General features: G+C 31.3%; 17 protein-coding genes. 15 read left to right on the top strand and 2 right to left on the bottom strand.

From position 1 onward, the window contains the following. Positions 1-141: 141 nt before the first annotated feature. From nfsB to Q4487_RS02415, 9 genes are all read left to right on the top strand, one after another. Entirely contained in the window at positions 142-801 is a 660-nt protein-coding gene (gene nfsB, locus Q4487_RS02375) for an oxygen-insensitive NAD(P)H nitroreductase (protein ID WP_303544384.1), read from the top strand. Positions 802-822: 21 nt separating this feature from the next. Next, positions 823-1,830 (top strand): zinc-binding alcohol dehydrogenase family protein, encoded by a 1,008-nt coding sequence (locus tag Q4487_RS02380; protein WP_303544387.1) that lies wholly within the window; start codon positions 823-825, stop codon positions 1,828-1,830. A 96-nt stretch (positions 1,831-1,926) separates the two neighbouring features. Continuing rightward, the gene (locus Q4487_RS02385) at positions 1,927-2,403 is read left to right on the top strand and encodes a cupin domain-containing protein (RefSeq protein WP_303544390.1); all 477 of its coding nucleotides are present in this window, start codon (positions 1,927-1,929) and stop codon (positions 2,401-2,403) included. A 21-nt stretch (positions 2,404-2,424) separates the two neighbouring features. Next, positions 2,425-3,258, top strand: coding sequence for a DUF4437 domain-containing protein (locus tag Q4487_RS02390; RefSeq protein WP_303544393.1), 834 nt, complete (start codon positions 2,425-2,427; stop codon positions 3,256-3,258). 201 nt (positions 3,259-3,459) lie between these two features. Continuing rightward, positions 3,460-4,323 (top strand): AraC family transcriptional regulator, encoded by an 864-nt coding sequence (locus Q4487_RS02395; RefSeq protein WP_303544396.1) that lies wholly within the window; start codon positions 3,460-3,462, stop codon positions 4,321-4,323. Positions 4,324-4,486: 163 nt separating this feature from the next. Continuing rightward, the gene (locus Q4487_RS02400) at positions 4,487-5,449 is read left to right on the top strand and encodes a 2OG-Fe(II) oxygenase (protein ID WP_303544399.1); all 963 of its coding nucleotides are present in this window, start codon (positions 4,487-4,489) and stop codon (positions 5,447-5,449) included. A gap of 76 nt (positions 5,450-5,525) precedes the next feature. Continuing rightward, entirely contained in the window at positions 5,526-6,314 is a 789-nt protein-coding gene (locus tag Q4487_RS02405) for an SDR family NAD(P)-dependent oxidoreductase (protein ID WP_303544401.1), read from the top strand. 67 nt (positions 6,315-6,381) lie between these two features. Further along, on the top strand, positions 6,382-6,975 hold the full coding sequence (locus Q4487_RS02410; protein ID WP_303544404.1) for an NAD(P)H-dependent oxidoreductase: 594 nt from the start codon (positions 6,382-6,384) through the stop codon (positions 6,973-6,975). Between the two features lie 4 nt (positions 6,976-6,979). After that, positions 6,980-8,869, top strand: coding sequence for a monovalent cation:proton antiporter-2 (CPA2) family protein (locus tag Q4487_RS02415; RefSeq protein WP_303544407.1), 1,890 nt, complete (start codon positions 6,980-6,982; stop codon positions 8,867-8,869). A gap of 54 nt (positions 8,870-8,923) precedes the next feature. On the opposite strand, the gene Q4487_RS02420 is transcribed toward Q4487_RS02415, so the two are convergent. Next, positions 8,924-10,402: an Iota-carrageenase gene (locus tag Q4487_RS02420; RefSeq protein ID WP_232732627.1), complete on the bottom strand. Its 1,479-nt coding sequence runs from the start codon at positions 10,400-10,402 to the stop codon at positions 8,924-8,926. 306 nt (positions 10,403-10,708) lie between these two features. Here Q4487_RS02420 and Q4487_RS02425 point away from each other — a divergent pair, with 306 nt between their 5' ends. After that, positions 10,709-11,827, top strand: a complete 1,119-nt coding sequence (locus tag Q4487_RS02425) for an alkene reductase (protein WP_303544410.1) — start codon at positions 10,709-10,711, stop codon at positions 11,825-11,827. Positions 11,828-12,012: 185 nt separating this feature from the next. Next, positions 12,013-13,476, top strand: a complete 1,464-nt coding sequence (locus Q4487_RS02430; protein WP_303544413.1) for a CotH kinase family protein — start codon at positions 12,013-12,015, stop codon at positions 13,474-13,476. 345 nt (positions 13,477-13,821) lie between these two features. Here Q4487_RS02430 and Q4487_RS02435 read toward each other — a convergent pair whose 3' ends face one another. Beyond that, on the bottom strand, positions 13,822-14,553 hold the full coding sequence (locus Q4487_RS02435) for an NUDIX domain-containing protein (protein ID WP_303544416.1): 732 nt from the start codon (positions 14,551-14,553) through the stop codon (positions 13,822-13,824). A gap of 261 nt (positions 14,554-14,814) precedes the next feature. Between Q4487_RS02435 and Q4487_RS02440 the strand changes: the two genes are divergently transcribed. Genes Q4487_RS02440 through Q4487_RS02455 form a run of 4 tightly spaced genes read left to right on the top strand, consistent with a single transcriptional unit; the run spans position 14,815 to position 19,242 of the window. Further along, complete coding sequence (locus Q4487_RS02440) at positions 14,815-15,645, top strand: hypothetical protein (protein ID WP_303544418.1); 831 nt, start codon at positions 14,815-14,817, stop codon at positions 15,643-15,645. A gap of 20 nt (positions 15,646-15,665) precedes the next feature. Then, complete coding sequence (locus tag Q4487_RS02445) at positions 15,666-16,730, top strand: substrate-binding domain-containing protein (protein ID WP_303544420.1); 1,065 nt, start codon at positions 15,666-15,668, stop codon at positions 16,728-16,730. 1 nt (position 16,731) lies between these two features. After that, positions 16,732-18,255, top strand: coding sequence for a sugar ABC transporter ATP-binding protein (locus tag Q4487_RS02450; protein ID WP_303544423.1), 1,524 nt, complete (start codon positions 16,732-16,734; stop codon positions 18,253-18,255). Positions 18,256-18,273: 18 nt separating this feature from the next. Continuing rightward, positions 18,274-19,242 carry an ABC transporter permease gene (locus Q4487_RS02455; RefSeq protein WP_100895999.1) on the top strand — a complete coding sequence of 323 codons (969 nt, stop codon included), beginning with the start codon at positions 18,274-18,276 and terminating at the stop codon, positions 19,240-19,242. Positions 19,243-19,252 lie beyond the last annotated feature (10 nt).

Genomic DNA, 19,252 nt, shown 5'->3' on the forward strand with positions numbered 1-19,252 from the left:
CTTTTTTAGGGAAATTTTAAGAAAAAACCTCTTTAAAACCTCCTTTTATACCTGTATTACCTTTTTTTATACAGTAAAATTATAGGTGTATGTATATACCTTTGCAAAGTAATTATTAATCAACTTATAAAACACATACAAATGAATTTACAAGAAATTTTAAACTGGAGATACACTACAAAGGAATACGACACAACCAAGAAAATATCTGAAGCAGATATGGCTGAAGTTAAAAACTTGTTAAGGATGAGTCCTTCTAGTGTAAACTTACAACCTTGGCATTTTATAGTTGCAGAAACTACAGAAGGTAAAGCACGTATAGCAAAAGGGACGCAAGGCTTTTTTAGTTTTAACGAACCTAAAGTAACCAATGCTTCAGCAGTAGTTTTATTTTGTGTAAAAACAGATGCAGATGATACTTACTATAAACACATTGCAGATACAGAAGATAAAGACGGAAGATTTCCTAACGAAGATATTAAAAACGGATTTTTAGGAGCTGTAAAGGCGTTTGCTGGAATTCATAAATACGATTTAAAAGATTTACAACACTGGATGGAAAAGCAAGTATACCTTAACATTGGTAGCTTTTTATTAGGTGTTGCTAGTTTAGGTATTGACGCTACACCAATGGAAGGTATTGATGTAAAAGCTTTAGATGAAGAATTTGGGTTAAGAGAAAAAGGATATACATCTTTAGTTGCTGTTTCTTTAGGATATAGAGCAGAATCGGATTTTAACTCTACAGAAAAAACTCCAAAATCTAGATTGGCCGAAAGTGAAATTTTTACGCTAATATAATTTCAAAAACTTTTTAGTTAGATGAAAGCAATAGGATACAAAGAGAATTTACCAATTGACAATGTAAATTCTCTTCAAGACATCACATTAGAGGTGCCAAAAGCAACAGGTAGAGATATTTTAGTAGAAGTTAAAGCCATTTCTGTAAATCCTGTAGATTATAAAATTAGAGCCAACAGACCGTCACCAGATGATAATTGGAGCGTAATTGGTTGGGATGCAACCGGAATTGTTACTGCTGTTGGAGAAGATGTTACACTCTTTAAAGTGGGTGATGAAGTTTGGTATGCAGGCGATTTAACACGTCAAGGGAGTAATGCAGAATATCAAGTGGTAGATGAGCGTATTGTGGGTAAAAAACCTTCAAGCTTATCGTTTGCAGAAGCTGCTGCATTGCCATTAACTACGCTTACTGCTTATGAAATGTTGTTTGATAGATTGCAGGTTTCCAAAGACGATGCCAACAAATCTATTTTAGTAATTGGTGCTGCTGGTGGTGTGGGTTCTATTTTGGTCCAATTAGCTAAAAAGCTGACTAAATTGAATATTATTGGGACCGCTTCTCGTGAAGAAACTACGGCTTGGTTAAAAGAGTTAGGTGCAGATACGGTTATTAATCACAGAAATAAATTAAGCGAGGAGTTTGAAAAATACGACTTGCCTGCTCCAGAATATGTGGTGAGTTTAAATGCAACGGAACAGCACGTAGACGAAATTGCAAAATTAATTAAACCACAAGGTAAATTTGGATTTATTGATGATCCTAAAGTAATGAATGTAATGCCTTTTAAGGGCAAAGCAGTATCTACACATATAGAGTTAATGTTTACACGCTCTATGTTTCAAACGGATGATATGATTGAGCAACATAACATTTTAAACGAGGTTTCAGAATTGATAGATAACGGAACTATTAGAACAACCTTAGGAGAAAATTTTGGAACTATAAATGCTGAAAACCTTAGAAAAGCACACGCTTTTTTAGAAACTGGTAAAGCAAAAGGTAAAATTGTTTTAGAAGGATTTTAAACCCAATAGCATACTATGAAGATGTCAATTAAGGTGAAAATAATAAAACAAAAAATATCACTTTAATTGACATTTTTAAATTAATCAATATTTAAAATGAAAAATATAGTAATACTACTTGCTGTAATAGCATTATCTGCAAGCAACACAGCAAATGCTCAAGTAAATACAATAGATTCTGTAGCAACATCAAAAGTGCAACATTTCAATTTTGATGAAATGGAATCTGAAACTATTGGCAAGGGAATTAAACGTAAGTGGTTTCACGGTCAAAAAGGACAAATGACGATTTTTAATTTAGAAAAAGATGCACATATTCCTTGGCACCAACACCCAAACGAACAGATAACATACATAATGTCTGGTAAAGTTAAAATCAAAACTATTATTGATGGTAAAGAAGAATTTGTTGAAGTTGGAGCAGGAGAAGTAATTGTTTTTCCTGAAAATGTTCCTCACGAATTTTGGGCTTTAGAACAAACTGTAGATTTAGATGTGCACGTTCCTGTACGTGAAGATTGGCTGTCTAAAGAATTACCAGATTATTTAAAAAAGACAGAGAAACAAGATTAGTACAATTTCAAAATTTTTAAAATGAAAAAGAATATCTTAATCGTATTAGCATTAGTTGCTGGCTTTTACGCAAATGCACAGACACCAACAACAGATACTACAAAATCTGTAAATGAAGTAGTGACTGCAGACAGCGTAGAATGGGGCTGGTTAAATCCGTTACGAGGAGATAAAAGTCCGGCTGCAGGGAAACTTTGGGGAGACAGAACAAAAAACGAACCAGCAGGATTTTTAGTAAAATTCAACAAAGGATTTTCTTCGCCACCTCATATTCATAATATTACCTATCGTGGTGTGGTGATAAAAGGATTATTGCATAATGATGATGAAAAAGCAGAAAAACAGTGGTTACCAGCAGGCTCTTATTGGCAACAACCAGCAGGTGAAGCGCATATAACTGCTGCAGATGGACAAGAAAATATGGCATTTTTAGATATACAAGAAGGACCGTATTTAGTACAACCAACCTCAGAAGCTTTTGACAATGGAGAACGACCTATAAACGTTGATAAAACAAATTTGGTTTGGCTAAATGCTAACGATATAGAGTGGGTATCTTCAAAAAGTAATGTAGAAACTGCCTTTTTATGGGGAAGTCATAAAAAAAACCAATTACGAGCAACACTTTTAAGATTGCCAGCAGGCTTTAAAGGAAAAATTAAAAATTTGAGTCCGAATTTTAGAGCTGTTGTTATTTCGGGAGGATTAACACACCAGTTCTCCAAAAAAGGAGCTGTAAACCAATTAGATGCTCCTTCTTATTTTGGAGCAGAAAAAAATGGGACTTCAGTAATTTCAACAGATAAAGAAACAGTTCTTTACATTAGAAGCAACGGAGATTTTAAAGTAAAGTAGTTATGAAAAAGGTATGTGGCAACAAAACCTTTTTATATTTTCAGATTTAAGCCAATTGTAGCAGGCATTTCTTTTAGATAAAAAAATAATATAAGCTTAACCGTTTACACGCTGTTTTTTAGTATCTTACTAAAAGACGGTTCCCCAATTAAAAAGTTGCTTTAGGGCAACTTTTTTTTGTAAATAATTAAACCATTAATTATGGCACGTACCATTATAGAAAACATTGTAATTGCTAAATATCAAGAACAAACTTTTTTTGAGTTTTGTAAGTACACAACCATTCGTTTTTTTGAAATTATTTATTTTGAAAAAGGGTCAGGTACTATAAAAATTAATGGTAAAACGGTAAATTATTCAGCCAATAGCATTTTTGTATTTATTCCTGATGATATTTATATTGTTAATCCAGAAACAGCAACGACAACTGTAGCTATTAAATTTTTAAAGAGTTTTTTTAAAAACACGTCTTCTCAAAATGAAACACTACCTGTTAATAATTGGTTTCGTAAAATTGAAGAAATATTAAATAGTGAAAGTCACGAACTTCGTGAAATGCAATTTGAAACCGAATCAGATCGCTCGCATTTAGTAGCTTTAGTAAATATGGTGGCTACCGAATATTTAAACAAACAGTCTTTTGATATCTTCATTATTCAGAATTCATTGTCGGTTATTTTACATTTAATTGCCAGAAATATTCAGTTTATAAACACTTCAGAATCGGTAAAAGAAGTAAAATCGTCTAAAATTCAGCAAATCATCAATTATATTCATTCTAATATTTATAATTCCGAATTGTTAACTACTAAAAGTTTAGCAGAGGAATTTCATATGGCAGATAATTATATCAGCGAATATTTTAAAAAGCACACCGATGTGTCGCTAAAAAAGTACATTATCAACTACAAATTAAAGCTTGTTGAAACTAGATTAAAATATACAGATTTGCAATTCTCTGAAATTGCAATGGAATTGGGCTTTACAGATTCTAGTCACCTTAACAAGACCTTCCAAACTTATAAAGGGATGACTATTGGCGCTTACAAGTCAAGCATCTCCTAATAAATTACCAATTACCTCTTTTTTTACTAAAAGCCCTTTGTTTTTTACTCTTTTTAAGCTTGTGTGTCTAAATACCTTTGTTATTAGATTATTAAGACGAATAAATAGTTATAAAAACTAAAATATACTGCGATAGTAATTTTTAGCAAAAAACAATGATATTATGAAAACAACAACAAATAAAAATGCACTTGCAGAAGCTCGTGCGCTTACACTACCTACTAGAGAAGCTTCTTTAAGACGAGAGCCTTCTGTATCTCATTTCTGGAATAGTAACCGAAAACTACTTGAAGATGCTTGGGATGTATGGGAATTTGAAAATAAAGACAGTTTGTTAGTTCCAGATGAAACACTACTTGATCCTAAATTGAGAAAAGCGATAAATGAGGCTTGGGAAAACCCTGAAAAGGAAAACGCTGTTGCAGATTTATGGGAAGAAGTTATACCTGGAGTTTATGTAGCTCAGTTTTTTGATATAGAACGCTTGGCGGAATTTCGTAAGTATTTAGAAGCTACAGTAAATTCTGAAATTCCTAGACGTGCACCTTACGGTATTCAATTAAATCGTTACGGAGTTATGCTAGATCCACGCTCTGAAGGATACCTTGCAGCACCAAGTTTTCAGGCATTTTATAATGAAATTATGGATCGTTATATGCGCCCAATAGCTCGTTTATTACTTGGTACTTATGGTTATGATAACCAAACATTTGGTTTTTCTATTCAGTACAATCCAGATAAAGACAAAGATTTACACGCACACACGGATGCTTCTGCTGCTACTTTAAATATTAATATTAACTTACCAGATGAAGAATTTACAGGGTCAGAAGTAGATTTTCATAACAGAACCACAGGTAAAGTTGTACAAACTATTTTTGAGCCAGGTAAAGCAATAATTCATACAGGAAATGTGCCACACGCTACACACCCAATTACTAGCGGACAACGTAATAATTTAGTGGTTTGGTTGTACGGAGACCGTATGCAAATACCAAGAGGAGGAGCAAGTAGCTATGGTAGTGCAGGTAACTCAGAATCTAAAGTTGTAGCAACACAAAGTATTAGTGCTCGTGATCGTTGGAGTATACCAGAGGCTCCTAAAGATACCATTGCTCCGTTTTAAAAAATAGGATAAAAATTATTGGCAGAATATACTTCTGCCAATAATTTAATTTAAATCAATCTAAAGTCAAAAAAAGATGAAACATATATTAATTACAGGAAGCACAGACGGAATAGGCAAACTATTAGCTTTACGGTTAGCAAAAGAGGGACATTTTATTGCCATTCACGGAAGAAGTAAAGCCAAATTGAATGCAACGTTAACAGAGTTAAAAAAAGAATCTAATAGCGATAATATTATAGGCTTTTTAGCCGATTTTTCAGATTTAGACGCGGTAAAAAAAATGGCGTTAGAAATAAATAATACATTACCAAAATTAGATGTTATTGTAAATAATGCAGGTGTTTTAATGACTAAAGCAGATGCTACAGCAAATGGGATAGATATTCGTTTAGTGGTTAACTATTTAGCTCCTTATCAGCTTACAACATCATTGTTAACTTTATTAAAAAAATCTAATACACCTAGAATAGTAAATCTAAGTTCTGCTGCACAATCTCCTATTTCTTTAAAAGCATTACAAGGTAAAATGAATTTAGGAGCTAATGAAGCCTATGCACAGAGTAAGTTAGCTTTAACAATGTGGAGTTTTAATTTAGCTAAAAAAGAACCTAGTATTACAGTAGTTGCTGTAAATCCTGGATCTCTTTTAAACACTAAAATGGCAAATGAGGCTTATGGTCAGCATTGGTCTCATGCAGAAAAAGGAGTTGATATTTTGTATGATTTAAGTATAACAGATATGGCTAAAACAGAAAGTTATTTTGATAATGACAAAGGAGATTACTCAAAAGCACATCCAGATGCTTATAACGAAACTAAAATTGAAGAGTTAATTAAAATTAGCAACAATATAACATTGTAAATTAGTATGTTATATAAATAATTAAAATTCATTTTTTGTATCTTATGTTTTCAACTAAATTAGTAAAATGAAAAAAGTACTTGTCTTATTTGCTCACCCTAAGTTTGAAAAATCTAGGGCAAATGCAGCTTTAGTTGATAAAATTAAAAATAAAGAAGGAGTGAAATTTCACGATTTATACGAGTGTTACCCAGACTTTAATATAGATGTAGAGGTTGAGAAAAAACTGCTTTTAGAGCACGATATTATAGTATGGCATCATCCTTTTTATTGGTATAGTTGTCCGCCTCTAATGAAACAGTGGATAGATATGGTATTAGAATTTGGTTGGGCTTACGGTCCCAACGGAAATGCTTTACAAGGTAAAAAGAGTTTAAATGTTATTACAACAGGTGGCTCTAGAGCAGTGTATTGTGAAACAGGAACCAATAGTTTTTCTGTAAACGAATTTTTACGACCTTTTGAGCAAACAGCAAACCTATGCGGAATGCTTTATTTTCCTCCTTTTGCAGTTATGGGTACACATAAAGTGGCTCAAGAAATTTTAAATGATTATGCACAGCAGTATGACAAACTATTAGACTTATTGCAACAAAATATGGCTGTAACAGATGTTAGTGGCTTTTATTTTTTAAATGATATTCCACAATTAAACACGTAAATATATGACGGGTAGTATTCTTTTTGAAGCCATAGTTTTTTTATTGGGAGCAATTGTTTGTGTATCTGTAGCTAAACGTTTAGGACTTAGTTCTGTTTTAGGTTATTTATTAGCAGGTGTATTAATTGGCCCTTATGTATTTGGGTTTATAGGTAATGAAGGAGAAGATATATTACATTTTGCAGAGTTTGGAGTTGTTATGATGTTGTTTTTAATTGGTTTAGAAATAGAGCCTAAAAACTTCTGGAAAATGCGAAAAACTATTCTAGGAATGGGAGGTGTACAGGTTGCAGGTACAATGTTACTTTCTTATTTTTTATTTATATTATTTGATTTTGATTGGAAAGTAGCTTTAACTTTTTCTATGGCAGTAGCTTTATCTTCTACAGCAATAGCTTTGCAAACAATTAAAGAAAAAGGTCTGTTAAATACAACATTTGGCGCATCATCTTTTTCTATATTACTGTTTCAGGATATTATAGTAATTTTTATGCTTGGTGCCTTACCCTTATTAGCAAATACAGATAATACAGTTGTAGAGAACCATAGCGAAAAGGCAAATTTATTACAGAATTTGCCTTTGGGTTTACAAACTTTGGCCATTTTAGTTTCTGTGGTTTTAATAGTTGTAGCAGGTCGTTATTTAATAGTTCCAATGCTACGTAAAGTTGCAAAAACAGGTGTTAGAGAATTATTAATTGCTGCGGCATTACTTATTGTATTTGGAATATCATTTTTAATGGAGTTGGTAGGTTTAAGTCCGGCCTTAGGAGCTTTTTTAGGAGGTGTAGTATTATCTAACAGCGAGTTTAAACACGAGTTAGAAAGTACTCTAGAACCATTTAAAAATTTGTTATTGGGACTGTTTTTTATGGCAGTTGGTGCATCTATTAACTTTATTGTAATAGCTAAAAGTCCGTTAACTGTAGGTGGTATTTTGTTGGCCGTAATAGGTTTAAAAGCATTGGTGTTATTTATTACAGCTTCTTTTTTTAAGTTAAAACTAAACCAAAAAATATTACTTACTTTTAGTTTAGCACAAGTAGGAGAGTTTGCTTTTGTATTACTATCCTTTGCTTTTTCTTTAAATATATTAGAACAAGACCAGTTAGATATTATGCTAGTTGTAACAGCATTAACAATGACTGTTACACCAATAATAGGTATTATTAACGAGCGGGTTATATTACCACGTTTAGGAACAAAAGAGTCCATAAAAAGACCAACGGACCATATAGCAAAATCGCAAAAAATTATTTTAGTTGGTTTTGGACATTTTGGTAGTACTATAGGTCGTTTTTTACGTACACACGGCGTAGAAGCCACTATTTTGGATCACGACTCTAACCGAGTAGATTTTTTACGCAAAATGGGATTTGATGTTTATTATGGAGATGCTACAAGAACAGATTTATTGGAATCTGCAGGTATAGCAGAGGCAAATATATTGATATGTGCTATGGATAATCCTGATGTTATTAAAAAATTAGCTAAAACAGTAAAAAGTAATTATCCACAAGTAAAGCTAATGGTTAGAGCAAAAAGTAGGTACGCAGCGTATGAGTTTTTAAATATGGAAATAGATCATATCTATAGAGAATCATTAGAGACTTCTTTAAAACTAGCTAGTGAAGTTCTAAGTCAAATGGGTTTTAGAAAATATACACTACAGCGTCAAATACAAAATTTTATAAAATATGATGAAGACAGTATAAGACGATTGGCCAAAGAGAAAAAAATTGGTGATGATAATTATATTTTTAAAGCTCGTAAAGAATTAGAACAGCAAGAAAAATTATTAGAACAAGATTTTAAAAGAGGTATAGTAGAATTTGATAGGCATTGGGATGGCGAACAAATTAGAGCTGCCTTAGAAGAAAATATTGAGAAGTAATTAATAAAAGCCAATCTAAATAGATTGGCTTTTTTATAAAATTAGAATGTAATTTTAATTACAAGAGTTAATAGTGCCAACACCTTTATTACAAAGTTTAGCAGTGTTGTGTTTTACATTTAAAATATGATTGCTAGGAAAACCTTGTACCCTAGATGTAGTTACATTTACATTGTAATTACCTAGACTGTTATCATTTTTAGTGTTGTCTATGGTTACACCTAAAGATGGACCGTTATACTCAAAACCTGAAGGCCCAGGTTTACACAATTTAGACCATTCTGAGCAAGGTAAATAAGGTAAAAAGGCTTGTTTTAATTTAGCTCCTGTGTTTTTGTAAGTTACTTTTACATTTTTTACTGTAGAGTTTTTAAAACTTCCTGGTTTAATACCATTAACAGCTGGGTTAGGGTGGTTATATGCAATTTCACTAAAATTGTTAGCAATTCTAGCAGCCCAAGTTCTTCCATTATTACGTTTGTAAACAATTTGTACAGAACCTGCACCTAAAATACCTTCTATATAGTTTTTAAAAGCTTCTGCACTAGGTCTGTTTTGTTTGTCAAAAAGTTCTATAAAACCGTGTTCTACACGCACAGCATAAGCACAACCAACTGCAGAAACACCATCTATAGTTACTTTTCCATTTTCCATAAAGTGAGGAGAGAACATAACAGGAGTTAAACCATTTTTATTTGCAATATTTGTTGCAAATATTTTTCTTACGCCTCCTTTTTTAGCCGTTTTCATAGCAAGGTTATCTGTCTCTAATCTTAATGTTACACCACCAGTACAACTTAGGTTATTAAAAAGTATGTTATCTGCAGCATATGCTTGTATTAAACCATAACCTGTATGCGCATTGGTTTGGTTTATATTTTCTATAATACCATTATGTGGCCAAGCATCACCAGCTTTGCCTGTAAAACTAATAAGTATAGATGCAAATACTGTTTTGTCATCTTTAATAGAAAAGTTGGCTATTTTAAAATTATCTACATTACCAACGTCTGCTACAATAATGTTTTTAGAAGAATTACCTCTAACATCTACATTAAATTTACCTCCCTTACCAGTAATACTAACATTTTTTATTTTGTCTTCTGTTTTATTAGCAAAGTCAAAAATTCTATGATTTTTTGCTGGAGTCAAACCTTTTGTAGGGTAAATTGTTGTTCCTTTTTCAATCTGTAGATGAACGTTAGAGCGCATTCTAACTTTATTTAAATAATATTTACCAACAGGAATAATAATTACACCCCCAGACCCAGAAATGTCTTTTATAGCTTTGTTTAATTTTTCTGTATCATCATTAGCGTCTCTATTATTTACCCCATACGCAGTTACTAAGTTTACTTTATTAGCTAAAACTGCTGCTGTTGGTGGTTTATAAAAGTTAGTTGCTTGTGCACTTACTTCTGTAAGCACTTCTGCTTGTTCTGTATTTTCTACTTCTTCAATTTCTTTAGAGCAACCAATAAGCATAGTTGCCATTGTTGCTAAATACACATGTTTAATTTTTAGTTTCATCATAGTAAAAATTTTAAATTAATATGATGCAATATTAAAAAGTATATTCCTACATATGTAGATGTATTTTATTGTTAAATGGCATTATTTTAACATTTTTTTATCTATATTCATAATTATTAATCTTATTTGAATGGGTAGAATGTGTTATGTTTATTAACAAATTTGGGTTTTATTTTAAATAGAACTAAATTTCTAGTGCTATATTCAAGAGTTAAATATATCATAATTGATATAGATCAATGAAATTGACAATAAGCTCTTGTAAATTTGTAATTCACCATAATTATAAAATTTTATTTAATGAGTATGCAAAACTTACTAAAACCTTATACTAAAAATATAGAGCTTAAAAATATAGAGCTTAAAAATATAGAGCTTAAAAATAGAGTAGCAATGGCACCAATGACTCGTAGCCGTGCAACTAATAAAGAAAAAGCAGCAACAGATGAGTTGCAAGGACTTTATTATGAACAAAGAGCATCTGCAGGCTTACTAATTACAGAGGGGTCTCAGGTTTCTAAAAAAGCTGTTGGTTACATAAATACACCTGGTATTTATTCTGACGAGCAAGTAGAAGGCTGGAAAAAAGTTACAAAACGAGTGCATGATAAAGGTGGTAAAATATTTATTCAGCTTTGGCACGTTGGTCGTATATCACATCCAGATTTTCATAACGGAGAATTACCACTAGCACCGTCTGCTATTAATCCTAATGAAAAATCTTATACAGAAGAGGGTTTTAAAGATACTGTTACGCCAAAAGCAATGACACTATCTGAAATAAAAGAAACAATACAAGATTTTAAAAATGCTGCTAAAAATGCTGTAAAGGCAGGTTTTGATGGTGTAGAAATTCATTCTAGTAACGGTTATTTGTTTCATCAGTTTTTTACAGCAACGTCTAATACCAGAACAGATGAGTACGGAGGTAGTATAGAAAATAGAGCTCGTTTTTTCTTTGAAGTTTTAGATGAAATGAAACAAGTAATTCCGCAAGAAAAAATAGGTGTACGTTTTAATCCTTCTTTAAACGGACTATTTGGTATTACTATGGATGAAGAAACTATACCTACATTTGAATATATTATAAAAAAATTGAACGACTATAATTTAGCCTATGTTCACTTGTCAGAACCATTTACAGATGTGTCTAACATACCATTTGCAGTTACCGAAATAGCAAAACACTTTAGACCATTATATAATGGAACATTAATGATTAATTCTGGTTTTAATAAAGAATCTGGCAACAAAGTAATAGAAGATGGTTTTGCAGATTTAGTTGCTTACGGTAAACCGTTTATATCTAACCCAGATTTGGTGGAGCGTTTTAGAGATAATGTAGAACTTGCAGAGTGGGATGATAGTACTTTTTATGTTCCAGGAGAAAAAGGGTATACAGACTACCCAAAAGCAACTAATTAGTTAGATGTTTTATAAATATTAAGGGTGTTATCTACGGATAGCACTTTTTTTTGTACATTAAAATAATTTTACTGCTTGCATTTAACTTTTTACAGAAAACAGAGGTTGGTTCACAGAAACTCTTTATTTAACGTTATTCTATTTTTCATATTTGTTATATAATTTAATTTTAATACAAAATAATAATGAAAAAAATTAACGTATTTAACATACTATTTATAGTCCCGTTTTTATTATGTATATCATGTACTAATGATTCTGGTGATAGCATAGATACAACGGAAGAACAGACAGAAACAGAAACTACAGCTTATGTAGAAACATTTGAAGATAGTGACTTTGAAGCTACAGACTGGACAGACGCTACACACAGTAAAAGTGCAGATCCTAATTTTGATGAAGTATTTAGTAACACAGAGGTAAAGAGGTTAGATTTAGTGATCACAGAAGAACGTTGGCAAGCAATGTTAAATGATATGACAACTAATTATGGTGAATTTGGCACAAGTACTAATTCAGGTCCAGGTGCTGGTGGCCCTCCTGCCGGTAACGGATTAGTAGAAACAGAAGAAGATCCTATTTTTGTTCCTGGTGATGTTTATTATGAAGGTAAAGAATGGTATAGAGTGGGTTTGCGTTTTAAAGGAAACTCAAGTTTACAATCTACTTGGTCTAATGGCAATTTAAAGCTATCATTTAAGTTAGACTTTGATGAGTTTGAAGATGAATACCCGCAAATAGACAATCAACGTTTTTATGGATTTAAAAAATTGAGTTTAAAAAACAACTACAATGACAAATCTATGCTTAGAGAAAAAGTTGCTGCAGATATATTTACAGCTGCAGGTGTTGTTAGCTCACACACTGCTTTTTATGCTGTATATGTAGATTACGGAGACGAACCTGTGTATTTTGGTTTATACACTATGGTAGAAGAAGTAGATGATACAGTTATAGATACGCAGTTTGCAGATAATGATGGAAACTTGTACAAACCAGATGGTGATGGCGCAAGGTTTGCAGATGGCTCTTTTACTGAAGATGTTTTTGTAAAGAAAACAAATGAAGACGATGAAGATTATTCAGATATTTTAAGCGTTTTTGAAGTTTTACACGCAGAGAATAGAACTACAGACCCTGAAACTTGGAGAACAAATTTAGAATCGGTTTTTGATACAGATAAGTTTTTAAAATATTTAGCTGTAAATACTGTTATACAAAACTGGGATACGTATGGTAGAATGACGCATAATTACTTTTTATACAACAATCCAGATACAGAAAAGTTACAATGGATACCTTGGGACAATAATGAAGCATTACAAAATGGAAATATGCAAGGCTCTTTAGCTTTAGATTTTTCTGATATAAACTCAACAGAATGGCCTTTAATTGGCTATTTATATGCAGATGATACTTATAAAACTACCTATAATGCTTATGTGCAAGATGTAGTAGACAATGCATTTAATACTAGTACTATGCAATCTAAATACACCAATTATGCATCATTAATAGAACCTTATGCAACTACAGAATTAGAAGGGCATACATTCTTAAATTCTAGTGCAGATTTTTATATAGCGGTAGACGAATTAAAAAATCACGTTAGCGAACGCGCAACAGTGGTTCAAAATTATTTAAATTAGTGGGTAAACAATATCAATTTTACAAAAGTCAGTTATTCTACTATAACTGGCTTTTTGTGTTTTTGAGTATGCACATCTAAAGGTATATTAGTGTAAAATACAATTACAGAATTAAATAGGGTATTTACAGAAAATCACTACCAATACACAGATTGTTCAACATTAGCATTACTAAATACCGCATCTTTGTAGTGTAAATAAGATTTTTGATAATAGTAGTTTTTTAGATTGATTGAGATTTAACTACTTGTAGTTGGTAGTTAAATTGGTTAGTAGTTGAGTTAGTTTTAAAAAACCGGTTATTTTTTAATAACCGGTTTTTTATTTTTAATAACTAAGAGTTTATTATATGCTAATTAAATAATTTTTCTGAAACATTTTATCATATATATCTTTACTAAACATATATAATTGTGCAGGTTTTTTAGAAACGCCAACCTGTTTTTCATCTAAAGCTATGATGTATTTTTTATTAATAAGCTTTCGTCTAAAGTTTCTATTATCAATTTCTATACATAAAATAGACTGGTAAAGATCTTGAACCTCATTAATGGTAAATTTGTCTGGTAATAATTTAAAAATTATAGGTTCAGACAAGCATTTTACTTTTAAATCTTCATAAGCTTCTAAGATAATGTTTTTATGGTCAAAGCCAACTTCTGGTAAGTTGTTAACAGGAAACCATTTAGCGTTGTATTTATTCTTATTTAAATCTACATCATCTGTCTTTAATAAAAAATAATAGGCAATAGTTATGGTTCGTAAATTAAATTCTTCATTCCTAATCCATACAAGATCCTTTTTATTCATCAATCTATTTGGATCACCAAAAGCCTTAAATTGTTTTTTATATTGATTTCTTAAACCAGTTAGTTCTTCTAATACTCTTGTGGCTGTTTGGTCTAACGTCTCGTCTTCATATACATGGTATCCTGTTAATACATAATCATCTACAAGTACTTCTTTATCTTTCTCCAAATACCTTTTAATGAGCAAAACATTTAAAGATTTGGTAATGGTATCAAAACCAAAAACAACACAATCTACAGATATGTTTAATATTTTTTTCTGTTCCATAGTATAAGTCAATCTAAAGGATTATAGATAATATTTAGGCTAATATAAGTATTTTTTATTATTAAACGTACTAAATACGTTTTTATGATTTTCATTTTAAATTGATAATATCTCATTTTAAGGGTAAAATAATACACTTAAATGTTAAATTAATACATTTTAAATACTTTTTATTAGGTTTTTAAGTTATTATTTATTTACATTTGAAAACAAACGTAAAAATGACGTTTATAAAATTATGTAGATAATATGTTATAAGATATGAAAGATTTAAAGCTATTATTACCAAAAAATATTAGTCTGTGTATTGGTTTGGTATTTGTTTTTGGAGTAAATTTAATTTATGCACAAAATGATACTATAGTTGATTATAAGCCATTTAGCGTTAGTGCACACGTTAAAAATATGCATATATGGCACGGATTTGTTGTGCACTCTGGAGCCGTATTAGCTACAAGTTTAGAGTTTAACTCAAAAAATGAAAAGTTTACGTTTGGTTTTTGGGGTGGAGGAAGTTTTGCTACTACAGATGTAATAAATAAAGATACGGGAGATAATGTAAGTGCGTATTACAAAGAATTATCTATTTATACAAAATACCGTTTTTCTGACAAATTTTTTATAGAAGCAGTTACCCATAATAATTATACTGGAGTAGAAGAAAGAGGAGATAAATTAAGCTATTGGAGTTATGATAAAACCCAAGGATACAACTTTGTAGACCTTAATTTTGGATATAATGTTACACCAAATACATTATTATACTTAGCAACAATTATAAATGGAGGTTCTGGAGACTATGAAGTTTTAGATGATGGAAGTTTAGAAAATTCTTGGACGCATTATTTTGAAATTAATAGTAAAGTTTGGCAAGATAAAAACTCTAGTTTGTCAGTTTTTGCTGGTGGAGCTTGGTCTTTTATAACAGACAAAACTTTTTATACAGAAAGTAGTGGTAATATTATAAACGTTGGTACAACTTACAATAAAAATATAGATATAAAAGGGTATAAATTGCCAGTAGATGTAACTTTAATGTGGAATCCAGAAGCAGAAAAAGCTGTATTACAATTAGATATAACCTTATTTTAATAATAACAAAAAAATAAACTATGAAAAATAAGAACTTTAAAGTAGCTTTTAATAAGCTATGTGTGCCGTTACTGTTGTTTACTTTACTCATAAATATTGTTGGTTGTGCAGAGGAAATAAAAACAACCAAGCAATCTAATGGTGATGAAGAAGAAACCGGACAAATTTTTAAAAGTGCTATAAATTTAAGTGGTAAAAAAGTGGGCTATTGTACTCCATCTTTAAATGCTCCTTATTATCAAGCTTTATTACAAAGCATTAAATCTACTGTAGAAAAAAACGGAATGGAATTTATTTCTGCAGATGGTCAGGATGATATAAATAAGCAAGTAGCTGCCGTAGAAGATTTAATAACTAAAGGTGTGGATGTATTGCTTTTAAACCCTAAAGATCCTGATGCTTTAGTTGGTGTAACAAAAATGGCAAATAAAGCGGGTATACCTGTATTTATTATAGATAGTTCTATTAGTCCTGCTGCAGAGTATATTACTACCATACAATCTAATAATTTGGCAAATGGTGAATTAGCAGGTGAGTGGCTGGTAAAAAAAATGGGGAAAACTAAAATGAATATAGCCCTGCTAAGTGGTAACGCAGGTAACCCTGTTGGTAAAAAACGTAAGCAAGGTTTATTACAAGGTATTACAGAAGAACAGCTAAGAACTCAAGGTAAAATAGACTTAAATGTAAAAACTCAAGCTTACACAGATTGGTCTTATGCAGGTGGTCTAAAAGCTATGGAAGATATTTTAGTGGCTCACCCTGATATTAATGTAGTAATTACAGAGTCTGATGTTTGTGTGCTTGGTGCTATAAAAGCTATTGCACAAGCTGGCAAAACTGATGAGATATTAATTGTAGCTGGTGCAGACGGACAAAAAGAAGCTATAAAGTACATAATGGACACAGATTTTTATGGTTGTACAGCAATGAATAGTCCTGTGCAAATTGGTATAAACTCTGTAAAATATGCAATTGAGTACTTAAATGGCAAAAGAGATTTTGACAAAACATCTTTTACAGCTCCATTGTTAATTACAAAAGAGAATGCCTCAAAATACTACAATCCAAAAGCATTATTTTAATATGAAAAATTCTGATAATGAGTACCGATTAATAATGTCTGGAATCTCTAAAAGTTTTGGAAATGTTTCAGTATTAAAAGATGTAAACATAAAAGTAAAGCAAGGAGAAATTCACGCTTTACTAGGTGAAAACGGTGCAGGAAAATCTACCTTAATTAAAATACTAAGCGGTGTACACCAAAAAGATACGGGTAAGGTGGTTTTAGATGGTGAAGAAATTACACCAAAAAACACGCATGATGGTCAGGTTTTAGGTATAAACGTGGTGTACCAAGAGTTGTCATTGGTGCAAGATTTATCTGTTGCAGAAAACATTTACTTGCATAAACTTGGTACTACTAAATTTTGGATGAACTGGAAAGAGTTAACCAATAATGCACAAGAATTATTAGACTCTTTAGGTTTTAAAATTAACGCTTCAGCAAGAGTTAGAGACTTAAGTATTGTACAAAAACAAGTAGTAGAAATAGCAAAAGCTATTTCTGAAGATACTAAAGTATTGGTGCTAGATGAGCCAACAACAGTTTTTGACCCTACAGACATAAAAAAACTATTTAGTAACCTATTTAAATTAAAAGAAAAAGGAATTTCTATTATTTATATATCTCATCATTTAGATGAAATTTTTAAAATAGCAGATACCATTACTGTGTTAAGAGATGGTTTAGATACAGGCAGTATGTCTACTTCAGATACAGATAAAGATAGTGTTATTCATTTAATGATTGGTCGTGAATTAAGGGATTTGTACCCTAAAAAAGATAATTTAATAGGTGAAATTCCTGTTTTTGAAGTTAAAAATTTAACTGCAAAAGATACTATGGTTTATGATGTATCTTTCTCTGTAAAACCAGGTGAAATATTAGGTATTGCTGGTTTGGGAGGTAGTGGAAGAACAGAAACGGCTAAGCTTATTTTTGGTGCAGACAAAAAAAAATCGGGCACATTGTTTTTAGAAGGAAAAGAAATTAAAACAAATTCTCCTGTAGATGCAGCTGCTCACCAAATTGGTTTTGTGTCTGAAGACAGAAAAGAAGAAGGTGTGTTTTTACCATTATCTATTAGGCGCAATATAAGTGTTACTAGCTTTAAATCTATCTCTAGCAAGTTAGGTTTTATAAATATAGATAGTGAATATAAAAAGGTATTGGGTTTAATTGAAAAATTAAATATAAAAACTCCAAACTCAGAGGTTAATGTAAAAAACCTAAGTGGAGGAAATCAGCAAAAAGTAGCATTAGCAAAATGGCTAAGTATAGATAGTAAAGTAATTTTTATAGACGAGCCAACAAGAGGTGTAGATGTTGGTGCTAAAATTGAAATTTACAAGCTTATAAATGAAGTTGCTAAAAAAGGAGTTGGTGTTGTAGTAATATCTTCTGATATGCCCGAAATTATGGGAATTACAGACCGTATTTTGGTAATGCACCAAGGAACAATTTATGGAGAGCTACAAAAGCATCAATTTTCTGAAGAAAACATTCTACGTTACTCTATAGGAGAACCATTAAAACAAACTAATTAATAATATAAAACCAACATTATGGCTATCACATTAAAAGAGCAATTAAGCAGCCCAGGTGGTGTTCTTAAATTTTTAGTAAAATATAATACAGTATTTATTTTTTTATTATTAGTGCTATTTTCTGCACTAATTTCAGATGTGTTTTTTACATCGGTAAATTTATCTAACTTATTAAAACAAGTATCTGGAATAGGAATTATAAGCATTGGTATGCTTATAGTAATTTTAACTGGCGGTATAGACCTTTCTGTAGGCTCTATGGTAGCATTACTTGCAGTAACATTTGCCATTTTAGTAAATATTTTTGCTTTACCATTAGCAATTTTAATGACACTTGCCATTGGTTTTGGTTTAGGTAGTATTTCAGGTTATTTAGTTGCTTATCAAAAAATGGCACCCTTTGTAGCAACATTGGCATTAATGACAATTGCTCGTGGTTTAGGTTTTATTTACTCTAAGGGTTCTCCTGTAACTTTTAAAACCTATGGAGGGCTATATATGTCTAATTTTGCAAACAACTCTACCTTGGGTGTTCCTAATATTGCAATTGTATTTTTTGTTATAGTTGGTATTACTATGGTTATGCTTAGGTATAATGTTTTTGGTAGATTAATTATTGCTATAGGTAGTAACGAAGAAGCTTCTAGGCTTTCTGGGATTAAGGTTAATAAATATAAGTTTTTAGTATATGCTATTTCTGGCACATTGGCAGCAACAGCTGCTATAATTGTAGCTTCTAGAACAAACTTAGGCTCTCCTAATATGGGAATGTCTTGGGAGTTAGATGCTATTGCTGCTGTAGTTATTGGTGGTGCCAGTTTAAATGGTGGTAAAGGAACTGCTATTAATACTTTAATGGGAGTGCTAATTTTAGGACTTATAGGTAATATTTTAAACTTATTAAATGTGCCATCTTACCCACAACAAGTAGTTAAAGGTGGTATTATCATATTTGCTGTTTTATTACAAAGGTTTGAGCGTAAATAAAAAAGATTCA

Origin of the sequence: Cellulophaga sp. 3_MG-2023 (assembly GCF_030546975.1) — a bacterium.
Classification (GTDB): Bacteria; Bacteroidota; Bacteroidia; order Flavobacteriales; family Flavobacteriaceae; genus Cellulophaga.

Excerpts from the sequence above, each read along its gene's own strand:
- nfsB (WP_303544384.1), top strand. The coding sequence starts at position 142 with ATGAATTTACAAGAAATTTTAAACTGGAGATACACTACAAAGGAATAC.
- Q4487_RS02380 (WP_303544387.1), top strand. The coding sequence starts at position 823 with ATGAAAGCAATAGGATACAAAGAGAATTTACCAATTGACAATGTAAAT.
- Q4487_RS02385 (WP_303544390.1), top strand. The coding sequence starts at position 1,927 with ATGAAAAATATAGTAATACTACTTGCTGTAATAGCATTATCTGCAAGC.
- Q4487_RS02390 (WP_303544393.1), top strand. The coding sequence starts at position 2,425 with ATGAAAAAGAATATCTTAATCGTATTAGCATTAGTTGCTGGCTTTTAC.
- Q4487_RS02395 (WP_303544396.1), top strand. The coding sequence starts at position 3,460 with ATGGCACGTACCATTATAGAAAACATTGTAATTGCTAAATATCAAGAA.
- Q4487_RS02400 (WP_303544399.1), top strand. The coding sequence starts at position 4,487 with ATGAAAACAACAACAAATAAAAATGCACTTGCAGAAGCTCGTGCGCTT.
- Q4487_RS02405 (WP_303544401.1), top strand. The coding sequence starts at position 5,526 with ATGAAACATATATTAATTACAGGAAGCACAGACGGAATAGGCAAACTA.
- Q4487_RS02410 (WP_303544404.1), top strand. The coding sequence starts at position 6,382 with ATGAAAAAAGTACTTGTCTTATTTGCTCACCCTAAGTTTGAAAAATCT.
- Q4487_RS02415 (WP_303544407.1), top strand. The coding sequence starts at position 6,980 with ATGACGGGTAGTATTCTTTTTGAAGCCATAGTTTTTTTATTGGGAGCA.
- Q4487_RS02420 (WP_232732627.1), bottom strand. The coding sequence starts at position 10,402 with ATGATGAAACTAAAAATTAAACATGTGTATTTAGCAACAATGGCAACT.
- Q4487_RS02425 (WP_303544410.1), top strand. The coding sequence starts at position 10,709 with ATGCAAAACTTACTAAAACCTTATACTAAAAATATAGAGCTTAAAAAT.
- Q4487_RS02430 (WP_303544413.1), top strand. The coding sequence starts at position 12,013 with ATGAAAAAAATTAACGTATTTAACATACTATTTATAGTCCCGTTTTTA.
- Q4487_RS02435 (WP_303544416.1), bottom strand. The coding sequence starts at position 14,553 with ATGGAACAGAAAAAAATATTAAACATATCTGTAGATTGTGTTGTTTTT.
- Q4487_RS02440 (WP_303544418.1), top strand. The coding sequence starts at position 14,815 with ATGAAAGATTTAAAGCTATTATTACCAAAAAATATTAGTCTGTGTATT.
- Q4487_RS02445 (WP_303544420.1), top strand. The coding sequence starts at position 15,666 with ATGAAAAATAAGAACTTTAAAGTAGCTTTTAATAAGCTATGTGTGCCG.
- Q4487_RS02450 (WP_303544423.1), top strand. The coding sequence starts at position 16,732 with ATGAAAAATTCTGATAATGAGTACCGATTAATAATGTCTGGAATCTCT.
- Q4487_RS02455 (WP_100895999.1), top strand. The coding sequence starts at position 18,274 with ATGGCTATCACATTAAAAGAGCAATTAAGCAGCCCAGGTGGTGTTCTT.